The sequence below is a fragment of the Nesterenkonia sp. HG001 genome, from assembly GCF_034438835.1.
Lineage (GTDB): Bacteria > Actinomycetota > Actinomycetes > Actinomycetales > Micrococcaceae > Nesterenkonia > Nesterenkonia xinjiangensis.
Genome location: NZ_JAOSZD010000001.1, coordinates 302,117 through 317,217 on the forward strand (window position 1 = coordinate 302,117; position 15,101 = coordinate 317,217).

At 67.4% G+C, this 15,101-nt stretch carries 12 protein-coding genes; 3 read left to right on the forward strand and 9 right to left on the reverse strand.

The window, feature by feature from the left end:
• Positions 1-20 precede the first annotated feature (20 nt).
• Complete coding sequence (dapE, locus tag ODE13_RS01375; RefSeq protein WP_322477651.1) at positions 21-1,271, reverse strand: succinyl-diaminopimelate desuccinylase; 1,251 nt, start codon at positions 1,269-1,271, stop codon at positions 21-23.
• A gap of 30 nt (positions 1,272-1,301) precedes the next feature.
• On the opposite strand from dapE, the gene dapD reads away from it, so the two are divergent.
• From dapD to ODE13_RS01390, 3 genes are all read left to right on the forward strand, one after another.
• Complete coding sequence (gene dapD / locus ODE13_RS01380; RefSeq protein ID WP_322477652.1) at positions 1,302-2,273, forward strand: 2,3,4,5-tetrahydropyridine-2,6-dicarboxylate N-succinyltransferase; 972 nt, start codon at positions 1,302-1,304, stop codon at positions 2,271-2,273.
• Positions 2,274-2,375: 102 nt separating this feature from the next.
• Positions 2,376-3,485, forward strand: coding sequence for a hypothetical protein (locus tag ODE13_RS01385; protein WP_322477653.1), 1,110 nt, complete (start codon positions 2,376-2,378; stop codon positions 3,483-3,485).
• A gap of 286 nt (positions 3,486-3,771) precedes the next feature.
• Positions 3,772-4,725, forward strand: a complete 954-nt coding sequence (locus ODE13_RS01390) for a hypothetical protein (RefSeq protein WP_322477654.1) — start codon at positions 3,772-3,774, stop codon at positions 4,723-4,725.
• Between the two features lie 247 nt (positions 4,726-4,972).
• Here ODE13_RS01390 and ODE13_RS01395 read toward each other — a convergent pair whose 3' ends face one another.
• The 8 genes from ODE13_RS01395 to ODE13_RS01430 form a co-directional block, all read right to left on the reverse strand.
• On the reverse strand, positions 4,973-6,259 hold the full coding sequence (locus ODE13_RS01395; protein ID WP_322477655.1) for a citrate synthase: 1,287 nt from the start codon (positions 6,257-6,259) through the stop codon (positions 4,973-4,975).
• A 162-nt stretch (positions 6,260-6,421) separates the two neighbouring features.
• On the reverse strand, positions 6,422-7,519 hold the full coding sequence (gene dapC / locus ODE13_RS01400) for a succinyldiaminopimelate transaminase (protein ID WP_322477656.1): 1,098 nt from the start codon (positions 7,517-7,519) through the stop codon (positions 6,422-6,424).
• Between the two features lie 10 nt (positions 7,520-7,529).
• Positions 7,530-7,850 carry a ferredoxin gene (gene fdxA / locus ODE13_RS01405; protein WP_322477657.1) on the reverse strand — a complete coding sequence of 107 codons (321 nt, stop codon included), beginning with the start codon at positions 7,848-7,850 and terminating at the stop codon, positions 7,530-7,532.
• Positions 7,851-8,014: 164 nt separating this feature from the next.
• Positions 8,015-8,518 (reverse strand): hypothetical protein, encoded by a 504-nt coding sequence (locus ODE13_RS01410; protein WP_322477658.1) that lies wholly within the window; start codon positions 8,516-8,518, stop codon positions 8,015-8,017.
• A gap of 38 nt (positions 8,519-8,556) precedes the next feature.
• The gene (gene typA / locus ODE13_RS01415) at positions 8,557-10,503 is read right to left on the reverse strand and encodes a translational GTPase TypA (protein ID WP_322477659.1); all 1,947 of its coding nucleotides are present in this window, start codon (positions 10,501-10,503) and stop codon (positions 8,557-8,559) included.
• 206 nt (positions 10,504-10,709) lie between these two features.
• Complete coding sequence (locus ODE13_RS01420; RefSeq protein WP_322477660.1) at positions 10,710-12,404, reverse strand: ABC transporter ATP-binding protein; 1,695 nt, start codon at positions 12,402-12,404, stop codon at positions 10,710-10,712.
• The gene (locus ODE13_RS01425; RefSeq protein ID WP_322477661.1) at positions 12,401-13,552 is read right to left on the reverse strand and encodes an ABC transporter permease; all 1,152 of its coding nucleotides are present in this window, start codon (positions 13,550-13,552) and stop codon (positions 12,401-12,403) included. The genes ODE13_RS01420 and ODE13_RS01425 overlap by 4 nt, the downstream gene beginning before the upstream one ends.
• Complete coding sequence (locus tag ODE13_RS01430; RefSeq protein ID WP_179542283.1) at positions 13,549-15,072, reverse strand: ABC transporter permease subunit; 1,524 nt, start codon at positions 15,070-15,072, stop codon at positions 13,549-13,551. Before ODE13_RS01430 ends, ODE13_RS01425 begins: the two co-directional genes overlap by 4 nt.
• Between the last annotated feature and the right edge of the window lie 29 nt (positions 15,073-15,101).

Genomic DNA, 15,101 nt, shown 5'->3' on the forward strand with positions numbered 1-15,101 from the left:
CGGCGACTCGGGCCAGCGGATCAGCTCAGCCAGCGGTGCATCGCCGCATAGCAGGCGCGCAACGCCTCAGCCGTGACGTGCTCGTCGTCGGTGTGGGCCAGGAGGGGGTCTCCGGGACCGAAGTTCACCGCCGGCACACCCAGTGCGGAGAACCGTGCGACGTCGGTCCAGCCGTACTTGGGCTTGGGCGAGCCGCCGACTGCAGCCACGAACGCCTGCGCGGCGGGGTGGTCCAGCCCCGGGCGCGCCCCGGGCGAGGAGTCGGTGACCTCTGTCAGCTCCTCATCGATGCCGGCCGAGCGCAGCACCTGACGGACGTGTTCCTGCGCCTGCGCCTCGGTCTTGTCCGGAGCGAAGCGGTAGTTGATCTCCACGGTGCAGGCGTCTGGGATGACGTTGCCGGCGATGCCTCCGCTGATCGACACCGCGTTGAGGCCTTCGCGGTAGGCCAGGCCGTCGACGTCGACGGTGCGTGGCTCGTAAGCCTCCAGCGCGGCCAGGATCGGCGCGGTGGCGTGGATCGCGTTGCGCCCCATCCAGGCGCGCCCGGAGTGGGCGGCCACTCCGGGCATGGTCACCCGCAGTCGGCAGGTGCCGTTGCAGCCGCCCTCCACGGCACCGTGGGTCGGCTCCAGCAGCACCGCGAAGTCGGCGGCCAGCAGATCGGGGCTCGTCCGCAGCACCCGTCCGAGACCGGACTTGGAGGCCTCCACCTCCTCATGATCGTAGAAGACCCAGGTGACGTCGCGGGCAAGTGACTGCGCAGCGGTCAGGGTCCGCAGGCGGGCGGCGACGTCGGCGGCGAGCTTGAGCTGCACCGCGACCCCGCCCTTCATGTCGGTGGCCCCGCGTCCGTAGAGGACGTCGTCCTTGGCACGGCCGGCTGCCGGCGGAGTGCCGCAGGGCGTGCCCTCGGCGGTCATCCACTGGGGCGGGACGGTGCCGCGGAATCCGGGCGCACCGCGGGTCTCCGGATCGCTGGGCAGCGGCACGGTGTCCAGGTGGCCGGCGAGCACGACCCGCTGGTCGGCGCCGGTGTCGGTGCGAGCGATGACCGTGTCACCGTCACGGTGGACCCACAGCCCGCCCAGCTCCAGCAGGGCGGACTCCACCGCGTCGGCCAGGCGGCGTTCGTTCCCGGAGACCGATTCGCAGGCGATGATCTGCTCGGTCAGCTCGGTGATCTCGGCGGTGAGGTCCAGGATCGGCGGAGCGGGTCGGGGCGCGGCGCTCTCGACCGGGCTGTCAGCGTCAGGCTCGTCAACGGGCATGGCTCCACTGTAGTCCGTAAGATGGGCGTCATGACTTCGACGGACACTGCTGCATCCACCTCCCGCGTCGCCTCCGGACATGGTCTGGCCACGGTCACCGCCGACGGGACGGTGCTGGACACCTGGTACCCCTCCCCCCAGCTGACCCCGCTCGCTGAGAACGGGGACGCCGAGCTGATCGCCTCGCTCGAGGCCGCCACCAGCGTCGACGAGGACCGAGGCGTGCGCACCGAGGTGGTCTCCGTGGAGGCCGACCTCGACGCCGAGGCCGCCGGCACCTCGGACGTCTGGCTGCGCCTGCACCTGCTCTCCCACCGCCTGGCCCAGCCCAACACGATCAACCTCGACGGCATCTTCGGTCACCTGACCAACGTCGTCTGGACCAACTTCGGCCCCTGCGCCGTGGAGGGCTTCGAGACGACCCGTCTGAAGCTGCGCGGCCGCGGCCACGTCACGGTGCTCAGCATCGACAAGTTCCCGCGGCTGGTCGACTACGTGACGCCGGTGGGCGTGCGGATCGGCGACGCCGACCGTGTCCGTCTCGGCGCCCACCTGGCGGAGGGCACCACCGTCATGCACGAGGGCTTCGTGAACTTCAACGCCGGGACCCTGGGCACCTCGATGGTGGAGGGGCGCATCTCCGCCGGAGTTGTGGTGGGCGACGGCACCGACGTCGGCGGCGGCGCCTCCATCATGGGCACGCTCTCCGGCGGCGGCAGGGAGCGGGTCGCTCTCGGGGAGCGCGTGCTGCTCGGCGCCAATGCCGGTGTGGGGATCTCCATCGGCGACGACGCCGTCGTCGAGGCGGGGCTCTACGTGACGGCCGGGACCAAGGTGTCCCTTCTCGATGACCATGGCAACGTGGTGGAGGTGGTCAAGGGTTCCGCACTCTCCGGGGTGCCGAACCTGCTGTTCCGCCGCAACTCTGTCTCCGGCCGGCTCGAGGCGGTGCCTCGTAAGGGTCAGAAGGTGGAGCTCAACACGGCTCTGCACGCCAACTGACCCTCCACGTTCCGGTCCGGACGCCTCCTGCGCGGGAGACGTCCGGACCGGGGCGTCGGCCCGTCCCCTGACCGAGCAGCAGAGGCTGACACGCACACGATGATGAGCAGACGCCGTGCAGACCGCCCGATCGTGGCGACGCGCGAGATGGTCCGACGCAAGCGACGCCGTCGGGCTGTGGCCGTGCTGGCCCTTGTGGCGCTGGCGCTGGCGGGCGTGGTGTGGGGCACTTGGCGCTACATCGACGAGCAGGAGTTCCTGCTGGACGCCCGCTGTGAGGTCCCGGTCGGTGAGGATCGGCACACCCTCTCCCCTGAACAGGCCGCCAACGCGGCGCTGATCTCGGCGATGGCAGTGGATCGGGCACTGCCCCAGGAGGCTACCGCCGACGCCTTGGGGATCGCTCTGCAGGAGTCGGACCTGCAGATGTTGGAGGCCACCGAGGAGCAGGACGCCCGTGAGCTGTTCCGCCGGGGCTCGCCCAGCTGGTCCGACGACGACGCCCCCGCGGAGGCGGCCGCATCCGTGAAGGGCTTCTACGACGCCTTGGAGTCCGCACAGGACCGAGACGAGGACCCTTGGACCCCTGAGCTCACCATCTCTGAGGCGGCCACGGCGCTCGACCGTCCGATGGACCCCAGCTTCTATCCCCGGCACGCCGACCGCGGTCGGGCCTTCGCCGGACCGCTGACCGGTCAGCAGCCTGTGGGGATGACCTGCCACCTGTCCCGCAAGGACGCACCGCCGGCAGACCCGGACGGCATGGCCCACGAGCTGGCCGAGCTGATGCCGGGGGCCCTGCAGGTGCCCGAGGACGCCCAGGCCGCATTGGAGGCGCGGATTGCCGACGAAGACGGCGAATCTGCCGAGGATGAGGACGCGGACGGCGACGCGGAAGATGCTCACCTCGACGAGTACGGTCCGATTCTCATCGACCGGGCCGAGGCCTCCGATGACGAGGTCGATGGCGGACCGGAGGCGGGCACCGTCGTCACCGTCACCATGCCCGGCGCGGACGACGAGCCCGACTCCGACGAGGAGGCGGCCTCGACCCTCCAGCGGCTGTGGACCGTGGCGCACTGGGCTGTGGCCACCGCAGATGTCCACGGCACCCAGTCCGTGCACGCCGGCGCCTATCAGTGGGATCGCGACACCGGCCGCTGGGCGCGCGTGGACGAGGTCAACGACGACGCCGTGACCATCGGCTTCTGAAGGGCCGCCCGGCGCTGCTCTCGTCTCGACCCTGAGCTGCCCCGGCCAAGCCCCATGATGCACGTCCCCCCCCCGTGACGCACGTCCGCCCCCCGTGACGCACGTTCGGCCGATTCTTCCAGTTCGTCCTCCTGGGAAAGCCCTTGCCTGTGGGAAGTTTCGGCCGCAGGATGGGTGCAGTCAATTCTTCCCCAATGGCCCTGGCGGCGGCCGCGACACGCACGACCCTCCACAGATGCCCGCATGGCCCTCGTGTGGTGATGCGGTGCAGGGGATCATCCCCGACATGGATTCACCACGACGACGCCGACCACGGGATTATCCGCTGCCCCGCCGAGGGGTGCCGTGGACCGAGCTCTCCACTCGGCTCGCCCCCAGGGACATCCGCCATGCGCTCCATGGCGGAGACCTGGTCCGGCTCACTCACGGGGTCTACGCACCCTCGTCCGCTGCGGAGGAGCACCATCGGCATCTCGCGCTGCTCCAAGGACTGACGTCAGGCCGGGACCGGGTGGTCAGCCATGCGACAGCGGCCCAGCTCCAAGGCATCACGGGCGATCCACTCCTGCCCCGCTACCACCTCACGAGTCCTCGGCTGGCGGCTCGGGTCAGACGTTCGGGGATGGTCATCGGCCATCGCAGTGACATTCCCGAGGAGGACATCCGTCAGATCCATGGTCTGCCCACGACCTCTGTGACTCGCACCTGGACCGACATCGCGCTCAGCGGCCCTCTCGTGGAGGCGCTGATCTTCACTGATCAGGTCATCCGGGCCGGAAGGACGGAGTTCGGCGAGCCCTCCGAGCCGTGGGCCACGAAGCACGAGCTGACCGAGGCACTCCGCCGTCGGGGCTCCGCGCCCGGTGTGCGCACGGCTCGCCAGGCCCTGAGTCTCAGCCGGAAGGGCAGCGACTCACCCCAGGAGACGCGTCTGCGACTCCTGATGCACCAGGCGGGCCTCCCCGAGCCAGATGTCAACGCCTGGCTCATCGACGATGCGGGAATCGCGGTGGTGCAGCCCGATCTCTCGATCCCGCAGTATCGGGTGGCCATCCAGTACGACAGCTGGGAGCATCACCGCGACCCGGGGCAGATGCTCAAGGACATCCACCGGGCGGAGCTCACGGAGGCGATCGGCTGGATCGAGGTCCGGATCACCAGAGAGCACCTCCGCGACGGCGGCCGGCGCGCCATCGAGAAGATCTGCCGTGCACTGCGCTTCCGCGGATGGCCCGGCTGAACCCACGTTCGGCCGTTTCTCCCACCCCTGAGGCCCGGGAATGCCCTTGCCCACGGGAAGTATCGGCCGGACGTCGGAGCGGAGCCGAGAGTATCGGCCGAACGTGGGGTTGGGCGGGCCATCCGGCGGCTGATGCCCCACACTCTCACCCCGCTCTGCCCCCGGACGCGGGAGGACCCCGCAGCCAGAACCCTGAGGCGGATCGGCTGCGGGGTCCTCCCGCGTCTGTGTGTGAGCTGTGACCGGGTCAGTTCACGCCCGGGTAGCTGCGCTCGGGCGCGCCGACGTAGAGCTGGCGCGGGCGGCCGATCTTGGTGGCAGGGTCCCTCATCATCTCCCGCCACTGGGCGATCCAACCTGGCAGACGGCCCAGGGCGAAGAGCACGGTGAACATCTTCTCCGGGAAGCCCATGGCCTTGTAGATCAGACCGGTGTAGAAGTCCACGTTCGGGTAGAGCCGGCGCTCGATGAAGTAGTCGTCCTCCAGGGCCTTCTGCTCGAGGCGCTGGGCGATCTCGAAGAGCTCATCGTCTCCGCCGAGCTTGGCCAGGATGTCATCAGCGATGCCCTTAACGACCCGCGCCCGCGGGTCGTAGTTCTTGTACACCCGGTGGCCGAAGCCCATCAGGCGGACGCCGTCCTCCTTGTTCTTCACCTTCTCCATGAAGGCCTCGGGACTGACGTCGCCGGCCTGGATCTGGCGCAGCATCTTCAGCACGGCCTCGTTCGCTCCGCCGTGGGCGGGGCCGAACAGGGCGTTGATGCCGGCAGAGATGGAGGCGAACATGTTGGCCTGCGAGGAGCCGACCAGACGCACCGTGGAGGTGGAGCAGTTCTGCTCATGGTCCGCATGCAGGATCAGCAGGGTGTCCAGGGCGTTGACCAAATCCGGATCCAGCTCGTACTGCTCGGCAGGCACCCCGAAGCAGCCGCGGAGGAAGTTCTCCACCAGGTCCAGGTTGTTGTCCGGGTAGAGCATCGGCTGGCCGATGGACTTCTTGTACGCGTAGGAGGCGATGGTCGGCACCTTCGCCAGCAAGCGGTAGGTGGAGCGCTCAACGTGCTCGTCGTCGAAGGGATCCAGCGAGTCCTGGTAGAAGGTCGACAGCGCGGAGACCGCCGAGGAGAGCACCGGCATCGGGTGGGCATCCCGCGGAAATCCGCCGAAGAAGCCCTTCAGCTCCTCATGGAGCAGGGTGTGGCGTCGGGTGACGTTGTCGAATGCGTCGAGCTGCTCCTGGGTGGGAAGCTCCCCATAGATGAGCAGATAGGAGACCTCGAGGAAGTTGGAGTGCTCGGCGAGCTGCTCGATCGGGTACCCGCGGTAGCGCAGGATGCCCTCGTCCCCGTCGATGTAGGTGATCGCAGACTTCGCGTTCGCGGTGTTCATGAAACCCGGGTCGTAGGTGACGGCCCCGGTGGTCTTCAGCAGCGGAGCGATGTCGAGCCCGTCGTTGCCTTCGACGGCACCCTCGACGGGTAGCTCGAGCTCTTGGTCCTGATAGCTCAGGCGGGCTGCTGTCTGCTCAGTCATGCGGTCTCCTCGTCAGAAACACTCGTACGCGACACTGACAACCTACCTGGTCGTCACGTCGCGTTGCCAGTTGTGTCGTGGTCCACGCACGGCCCGTCACAGGGCCTTCGCGCACCCTTTCTCCAGCCCGATGCGGGCGCCGCTGCGCCGGTCTCGGCGGGTTCAGCCGAGCCGTTCCGCGGCCGCGGCGATCCGTTCGTCCGGGGCCGTCAGTGCCACTCTGATGAACCCGTCACCGTGCTCTCCGTAGAACACTCCCGGCCCCACGACGATGCCGCGGGAGGCCATCTTCTCCACCAGGGTCCAAGAGTCGGAGACCCCGTCGGTGCACCACAGGTAGAGCCCGGCGACGGAGTCCCGCACCTGCAGCCCGGAGGCCTGCAGCGCGGGCAGCAGCAGCTCCCGACGACGCCCGTAGATCTCCCGCTGGGCCTCGACGTGGGCGTCATCGGTCAGCGCCACGCGCAGCGCCTCCTGCACGGGGGCGGGCATGATCATGCCCGCATGCTTGCGGGTGTTGACCAGTCCGGCGATCAGCTCCGGGCATCCGGCGGCGAACGCCGCCCGATAGCCGGCCACGTTCGACTGTTTGGAGGCGGAGTAGACCGCCAGCAGCCCCCGATGATCGCCTGCGCTGACCCGCGGGTCAAGCACCGACGGGACCTCGTCGACCTCCCAGGGCAGCTCCGCGTAGCACTCATCCGAGGCGACGACGGCGCCGAGGCGTCGGGCCAGCTCCACCCACGCCCTCATGTGCTCCACCCCGGTGACCGCGCCGGTCGGGTTCGCCGGCGAGTTCAGCCAGATCAGCTTCACCCGCGCCAGGATGTCCTCGTCCAGCTCGGCGGGATCCTCCACCGCCAGCGGTGTGGCCCCAGCGATCTGGGCTCCGATGTCATAGGTCGGATACGCGACCCTGGGCCGCAGCACGACGTCGTCCTGCCCCATCCCGAGCAGCGTCGGCAGCCAGGCCACCAGCTCCTTGGAGCCCATGGTCGGCAGCACGGCCTCGGGGTCGACGTCGTGCACCCCGCGTCGCCGGGAGAACCAGGCAGCCACCGCCTCACGGAGCTCACGGCGTCCGTGGGTCGTCGGGTAGCCGGGGGCGTCGGCCGCGGAGGCCAGCGCCTCCCGGATCACCGCCGGGGTCGAATCCACCGGAGTGCCGATGGAGAGGTTGACGGGACCGTCCGGATGCGAAGCAGCCTGCTCCAAGTACGGAGCCATCGCGTCCCACGGGTATTCAGGGAGGGTCAGCATGTCCAATCGGTCAGTGCTCCTGCGCGGGCAGGGCACTGATGACTTCATGGTCCTTGTCGATCTTGCCGACCTTCGCGGCGCCGCCCGGAGAGCCGACGTCGTCGAAGAACTCGACGTTGGCCCGGTAGTACTCGGACCACTCCTCGGGGACGTCGTCCTCGTAGTAGATGGCCTCCACGGGGCAGACCGGTTCACAGGCGCCGCAGTCCACACATTCGTCAGGGTGGATGTAGAGCGAACGCTCGCCCTCGTAGATGCAGTCCACCGGGCATTCCTCGATGCAGGCCTTGTCCTTCAGGTCCACACAGGGAAGGGCGATGATGTAGGTCATGGACTCCTCTGTCTCTCCTGGTCACCGAGAGGTGACCCGGGACTGCCGATCGGTGGGCGAGGCGAACGGCGACTCTTCTCAGGTGCACACGGCACATGGCGTGCCGGTGTCCTCCAGTCTAGCGATCCGGACCCCCGGATGTCCGGTGGGGCCGGTTCCCGCCGTCACATGAGGAATCCCTCACCCGGACGCGCCGCTGCTCGAGCGACGGCCTTGTCCCGGGCGAGGATCCACTTGACCAGCACCATCGAGACCAGGGTGATGCCCGCGCTGCCCAGCCACCAGATCAGCGACGCCAGCGTGGGGCCGGGCAGCAGCTGCATGGCCTCGGCACTGTAGGGCACCATCAGCTGGTCCGGGCCCGTCCACAGGTAGGCGATCGTCACCACGGTGAACGTGGTGATGCCCATGACCGTGGGCTCCAGCAGCGAGTCCGCGCGCAGCCCGGCCCACAGCTGGCCGAGCAGGCTCAGCAGCAGTGCGACGACGGCGCCCCAGGGGATGACGAAGCCGGTGTGGGTCTCCCCCAGCATCCAGAGATTGCCGTGCACGGCGGTGCCGAGGACGCCGATCACAGCACCACCGGTGAAGCAGATCCCCATCAGGACAGGGCGCGAGCGCAGGCCTCGATCCGGCGATGACGACGGCTGGCCGGTCGGACCGGACATGCCGCTCTCGGGTGCTCCGTTCTGATGGGGAGATGAACTCACTGCGAGGCGTTCTTCCGCTTCCGGGTCTCCTTGAGCCGGTCCGAGGAGGAGAGCGTCACCTTGCGGATGCGGATGGACTCCGGGGTGACCTCCACGCACTCGTCCTCGCGGGCGAACTCCAGAGACTCCTCGAGGGTCAGCTTGGTGGGAGGGGTGAGGCCCTCGAAGCTGTCTGCGCTGGCGGCACGCATGTTGGTCAGCTTCTTCTCCTTGGTGATGTTGACCTCCATGTCCTCGTTGCGCGAGTTCTCACCGACCACCATGCCCTCATAGACCTCGTCCTGCGGTTCGATGAAGAAGGTGCCCCGCTCCTGCAGATTGATCATCGCGAAAGGAGTGGCGGTGCCGGAACGGTCGCAGACCAGGGATCCGGAGACTCGGTACTCGATCTCGCCCTTCCACGGCTCGTAGCCGGCGGCGTAGGAGGAGGCGATGCCCGCACCGCGGGTCTCAGTGAGGAACTTGGTGCGGAAGCCGATGAGTCCGCGCGCCGGGACCAGGAACTCCATGCGGATCCACCCGGTGCCGTTGTTCGTCATGGTGGTCATGGTCCCCTTGCGCGCGGCCATGAGCTGAGTGATGGCTCCCATGAACTCCTCGGGCGCATCGATCGTCATGTTCTCCATGGGCTCGTGCAGCGCACCGTCGACCTCCCGGGTGACGACCTGCGGCTTGCCGACGGTCAGCTCGAAGCCCTCGCGGCGCATCTGCTCGACCAGGATGGCCAGCGCCAGCTCACCACGGCCCTGGACCTCCCAGGTGTCGGGCCGCTCGGTGGGGAGCACCTTGATGGAGACGTTGCCGATGAGCTCCTTCTCCAGACGGTCCTTGACCTGGCGCGCGGTGACCTTCGCCCCTTTGACGCGGCCGGCCATCGGCGAGGTGTTGATGCCGACGGTCATGGAGATGGCCGGGTCGTCGACGACGATGTTCGGCAGCGGCTTGGGGGTCTCCAGGTCGGTGAGAGTCTCGCCGATCATGATGTCTTCGATGCCGGCCACGGCGACGATCTCGCCCGGCCCGGCGGCGTCGGTGGAGACGCGCTCCAGGCCCTTGGTGGCGAGCAGCTCGGTGATCTTGACGGTCTTGGTGCTGCCGTCCTTGCGGGCCCAAGCGACCTGCTGGTTCTTCTTCAGCGTGCCGTTGAAGATCCTCAGCAGCGCCAGGCGACCCAGGAACGGGGAGGCGTCCAGGTTGGTGACATGGGCCTGGAGGACCTCTCCGGCGTCGTAGCGCGGTGCCGGGACGTGTTCCAGGATGGTCGCGAACAGCGGCTCGAGGTCCTCGTTCTCGGGCAGGCCGCCGTCGGCGGGCTGCTCGGTGGAGGCACGGCCGGCCTTGCCGGAGGCGTAGACCACCGGAACGTCGAGCACAGAGTCCAGGTCGAGGTCCGGGTTCTCCTCGGCGACGTCGGAGGCCAGGCCGAGAAGCAGATCCATCGTGTCGGAGACGACGCCGTCGATGCGGGCGTCGGGACGGTCGGTCTTGTTGACCACGAGGATGACCGGCAGCTGTGCGTTGAGCGCCTTGCGCAGCACGAAGCGGGTCTGCGGCAGCGGACCTTCGGAGGCGTCGACGAGCAGCACGACCCCGTCGACCATGGAGAGCCCGCGCTCGACCTCTCCGCCGAAGTCGGCGTGGCCGGGGGTGTCGATGACGTTGATGGTGACGGTGTCCGGGCCGGCGTGCTCGGCCGCGGACGGGCCGGAGTAGAACACTGTGGTGTTCTTGGCCAGGATGGTGATGCCCTTCTCCTTCTCGAGATCACCGGAGTCCATGACTCGGTCTTCGAGGTCACCATGGCCGCCGACGGCCTTCGTCTGACGCAGCATGGCGTCGACAAGGGTGGTCTTGCCGTGGTCGACGTGGGCGACGATCGCGACGTTGCGCAGGTCCTGACGCTCGTCAGTTCCTGCTTGTGCGCGTACGGCAGCAGTGGTCATGTCGGGGCAGCGCCTTCCGGAGTAGAAAGAAGAGTTGTGGGCTCCGCACCGCCGCACATGACGGCACAGGCACCCGATCCAGTGTACTGCCCTCAGATGGCAGGCTGGTGCGGCCTCGGTCACGGCCGCTCAGGCGACCCGGTGGTCATGTTCTCGGCCACCGGGCCGCCTGGGCGGCTGCGCACAGGAGAGGCGCAGCAAGCCGATCAATCGAGGCGGAGCCCCTGTCTGACCAAGAGACGCCTCCGGGCTTCACGACGCTCTGCCTGACTGATCGGGTCAGGGACCGGCGCCGCGGCCAGCAGCCGTTGGGTGTAGTCCTGCCTCGGAAACCTCAGCACCTGATCCACGCTGCCCTGCTCCACGGTACGGCCGTTCTGCATCACGAGCACCTGATGGGCGAGGGTGTCGATGACCGCGAGATCATGGCTGACGAAGAGGCACGCGAACTCGTACTGCTCCTGCAGCTCGCGGAACATGTCAAGCACCGCGGCCTGGACGGAGACGTCCAACGCGGACGTCGGCTCATCCGCGATCAGCAGGGTCGGGTTGAGCACGAGTGCCCGGGCGATGCTGATGCGCTGGCGCTGACCCCCGGAGAGCTCGTGGGGATATCGGTTGACGACGCTGGACGGCAGGCGCACGGCGTCGAGCAGCTCCTCGGCACGCCTCACGCGTTCCTTCGATGTGCCCACCTTGTGCACGATCATAGGCTCGACGATGATGTCGCCGATCGGGAAACGAGGGTCCAGCGACGCGGCGGGATCCTGGAAGACGACCCCGATCTCCTTCTTGAGCGCTTTGCGCTCCTTGGCAGGCATCGTCGGCATGTTGCGTCCGCGGATCAGCAGATCACCTTCTGCGACGTCGAGCAGACCCAGCACGGCCTTCGCCACGGTGGACTTGCCAGAACCTGATTCCCCCACCAATCCCATGATCTCGCCCTGCTGCACAGTGAAGGTGACGCCCTCCACCACGCGCGTGGCCTGTCGACGGAACGTGTAGTCCAGTGCGAGGTTGCGCGCCTCCAGGGCTGGCGTCTCTCCTGCGGGGCGGTCGACGTCCGCAGATGCGGAGGGCGCCTGGTCGACGTCTTCGACGTGGAGCTCAGGATCCCGCAGCAGAGGCATGGCATCGAGCAGCCGCTGGGTATAGGGGTGCTGAGGCGCCGACATCACCTGCTTCACCTCGCCGGTCTCGACGACCTCGCCGTTGAGCATCACGACCACACGGTCCGCCATATCAGCGACGACGCCCATGTTGTGGGTGATCAGCAGGATCCCGGTCTGCAGCTCATCTTTGAGCCGCCGAAGCAGATCCAGCACCTCGGCCTGCACGGTGACGTCAAGGGCGGTGGTCGGCTCGTCAGCGATGATCACCTTCGGTCCGCAGGCGATCGCCATGGCGATCACGATCCTCTGGCGCTGACCACCGGAGAACTGGTGGGGATACTCCCGAATCCTCCTGCGGGCGTCAGGGATGCCCACCTTCTCGAGAAGATCGACCGCCATCTCCATCGCCTGGGCGCCGAAAGCCACATCGTGGACCTGAAGTGACTCGATCAGCTGATCAGAGACTCGCAGGACCGGGTTCAGCGCCGTCATCGGCTCTTGGAACACCATGGAGATGTCCTGGCCGCGAAGACGTCGTCGCTCTCCGGGAGACATCTTCATGACGCTGCGGCCCTGCAGGATCACGTCTCCCTCGACACGCGCGTTGTCGGGCAGCAGACCCATGGCGGTGGAGGACGTGACGGACTTTCCAGAACCAGACTCGCCCACGACGGCGACGACCTCCCCCGGGCCGATGTCGAAGCTCACCCCCTTGACGGCGTCCACGTGACCGAACTCGGTCGTGAACGTGACATGGATGTCCCGGTAGCTCAGAACAGGTGTCGTCATCGTTCCTCGTCCTTCCGCAGATCCGGGGTGCCGCCCAGACCGCTCGTCTCGTCGGGGAGCGGGACATCGTCAGCAGCGTCACCACCGGCGAGGGCCGTTCGCCGCTGCTCCGCCTTCGCTCCGCCCCGGAACCCCAGGACCCCACGCAGCGTGGGGCGCTTGTCCCCGGCACGCTTCTGGCGAGGGTCGATCGCGTCCCGAAGGCCGTCCCCGATGAAGTTCACGCTGAGCGCGATCGCGATGATGAACAGACCGGGGAACCAGAAGAGCCAGGATCGCGTGGTGAACGCGTTCTGGTTCATGTCGATCAGCAGGCCCAATGAGGACTCAGGAAACTGGATCCCGAAGCCCAGGAACGACAGCGAGGTCTCCAGCAGGATCGCCGCCGCGACGGCGAAGGTGGCGTTGACGATGATGACACCCACGCTGTTGGGCAGCATGTGTTTCACGATGATCCGCGCCGGATGGGCGCCCATGGCCGTCGCAGCAGCCACATACTCCTTCTCGCGGAGCGAGAGCACCTCAGCTCGGACCAGTCGGGCCATTCCCGTCCACGTCACACACCCCAGCAGGAGCGCCAACGTGAACGTGCCGCCCGGGAGATTCTGCGCGTAGCTTCCGAAGACCGCCGCCAATGCCAGCAGCGGCACCACGATCACGGTGTCGGTGATGCGCATCAGAAGAGACTCGACCCACCCCCGGAAGTACCCGGCCAGGGCTCCCACCAGCACCCCGAGGACCGTCGAGGAGAACGCCACGCCGAAAGCGACGATCAGGGACTGCTGGGCGCCTCGCATCACCAACGCGAAGTAGTCCCTGCCGTTGTTGTCCTGACCGAAGGGATACTCCCCGAGGAAGCCGTCCTGGAACATGGTGGGGCGTCCGCCGTCGACCACCGGGTTGGTCTGGAGGAAGCTCTTGTCCCACCATCCGCCCTGGCCAGTCGGGCCGATGGAGGTGAAGGCCAGCACGATGATGCTGATCAGCACGATCATCGAGATGACCGCAGGTTTGTGGGCGAAGAATCGGCGGCGGATCAGCTGACTCTGGGAGTAGGACCTCTCACGTCCGCGGAGCCGCGCATCCTCCGCTTCGGCCAGGTCTGCGATCTCGGTGTGCTCGTTCTCGGAGCTGTTGCTCGCACTCATACACGAATCCTTGGGTCCAGCACTGCGTAGAGCAGGTCAGCGATCAGGTTGAAGAGCACCGCGGCCGTCCCCGTCACCAGGACGAAGGCCATCACAGGTGCCGGGTCCGAATTGCCCAGTCCGGTGGCGAACAGGTCGCCCATGCCGCGCCAGCCGAAGACCCGCTCCACGATGACGGATCCGCCGATCAGACCGGCGAAGTCGAAGGCGACGATCGTGGTCACCGGGATCATGGAGTTGCGGAAGGCGTGTTTGAAGATCACCGTGCGCTCATTGACTCCCTTAGCTCGTGCTGTCCGGATGTAGTCCTGGTTGATGGCTTCGAGCATCGATGCTCGTGTGTATCGGGTGTAGGTCGCCACGGAGACGACCATCAGGAGCGTCGTGGGCAGCAGAAGCTGTGTTCCCTGGTCCAACGAGACCTCCCAGAAGCTGCCGGCGAAGTTGGGGGACGAGGAACCGATCGTGGAGATGGGACGCGGCTTCAGGCTGAGGAATCCCGGCCAATGCCGCATGAAGTGATCGAGGAGCACCAGACCTGAGTAGATCGCGGCCGTGAGGATGCTGACGGCCGTCGCCTGCCCCCGGGCATGTCCGCCCAGAAGGCGTCCCGTCGCGACGGCGAGCAGCATGGCCACGGCGAACAGCCCGAATATGGTCCACCAGCCTCCGGCCGGATCCAGCAGCAGCCAGAAGGTCGCGTAGTACGACACGAGCCCAAGTCCGACGGTGACCAGCGCGGAATACAGCACGCGACGGTTCTGCAGACCGGAGAGCAGAGCTGTGAGGCCGAAGGCGACGGCCACGCCGAGCAGCGTGATGACGAGTGGACCGAGCTGCGGCTGCCGCGCGTAGTTGAGCCAGTCGAACAGCGGCATGACGACCAGGACGAAGGCGAACATCACCGCGCCGGTGCCCAGACGGCGCCGGAGCGATCCACCGATGATGCCGGGCACCACGATCGCCGCGACCGCTGCGACGATCCCGGTCTGCGCCCAGGTGAACGAGGGGTCCGCCATCCAATTGTTGAATCGGATCCCCATCCATTCTTTGGCCAGGACGGCGGCCCAGAAGACCGGCAGCGAGAAGAACAGGAAAATGAGGAACGAGACCGCATAGTCCAAGGTTGAGTACTGCCGGATCGCCGTCACGATGCCCGTCAGCACACCGATGATGATCGAGAAGAGAGTCGCCAGGAAGACCAGGCGCAGGGAGGCGCCGGCCGCCTGCTGGACCAGCGCGCCGACGTCCTGGCCCTGCATGTTCGTTCCGAGGTCGCAGTTTCCCACGACACATCCGGCGAGACCGGTCAGCCACGTCCAGTACCGCTGGTACCAGGGCTGATCGAGGTTCATGAACTCGATCCGCTGCTGGATGAGGAACTCGACGTTCTCGGCGTTGGACTCCCGCAGCTCCTGCAAGGGATCTCCGGAATTGATGACGAGGATGAAGACGAGGAGGGACGAGCCCAAGAGGACGAGCGCCGAACTGCCGAGGCGCTTCAGAGCATAAGTAAACACTGGAAAGACGTCGCCTTTGTCGAGATGCG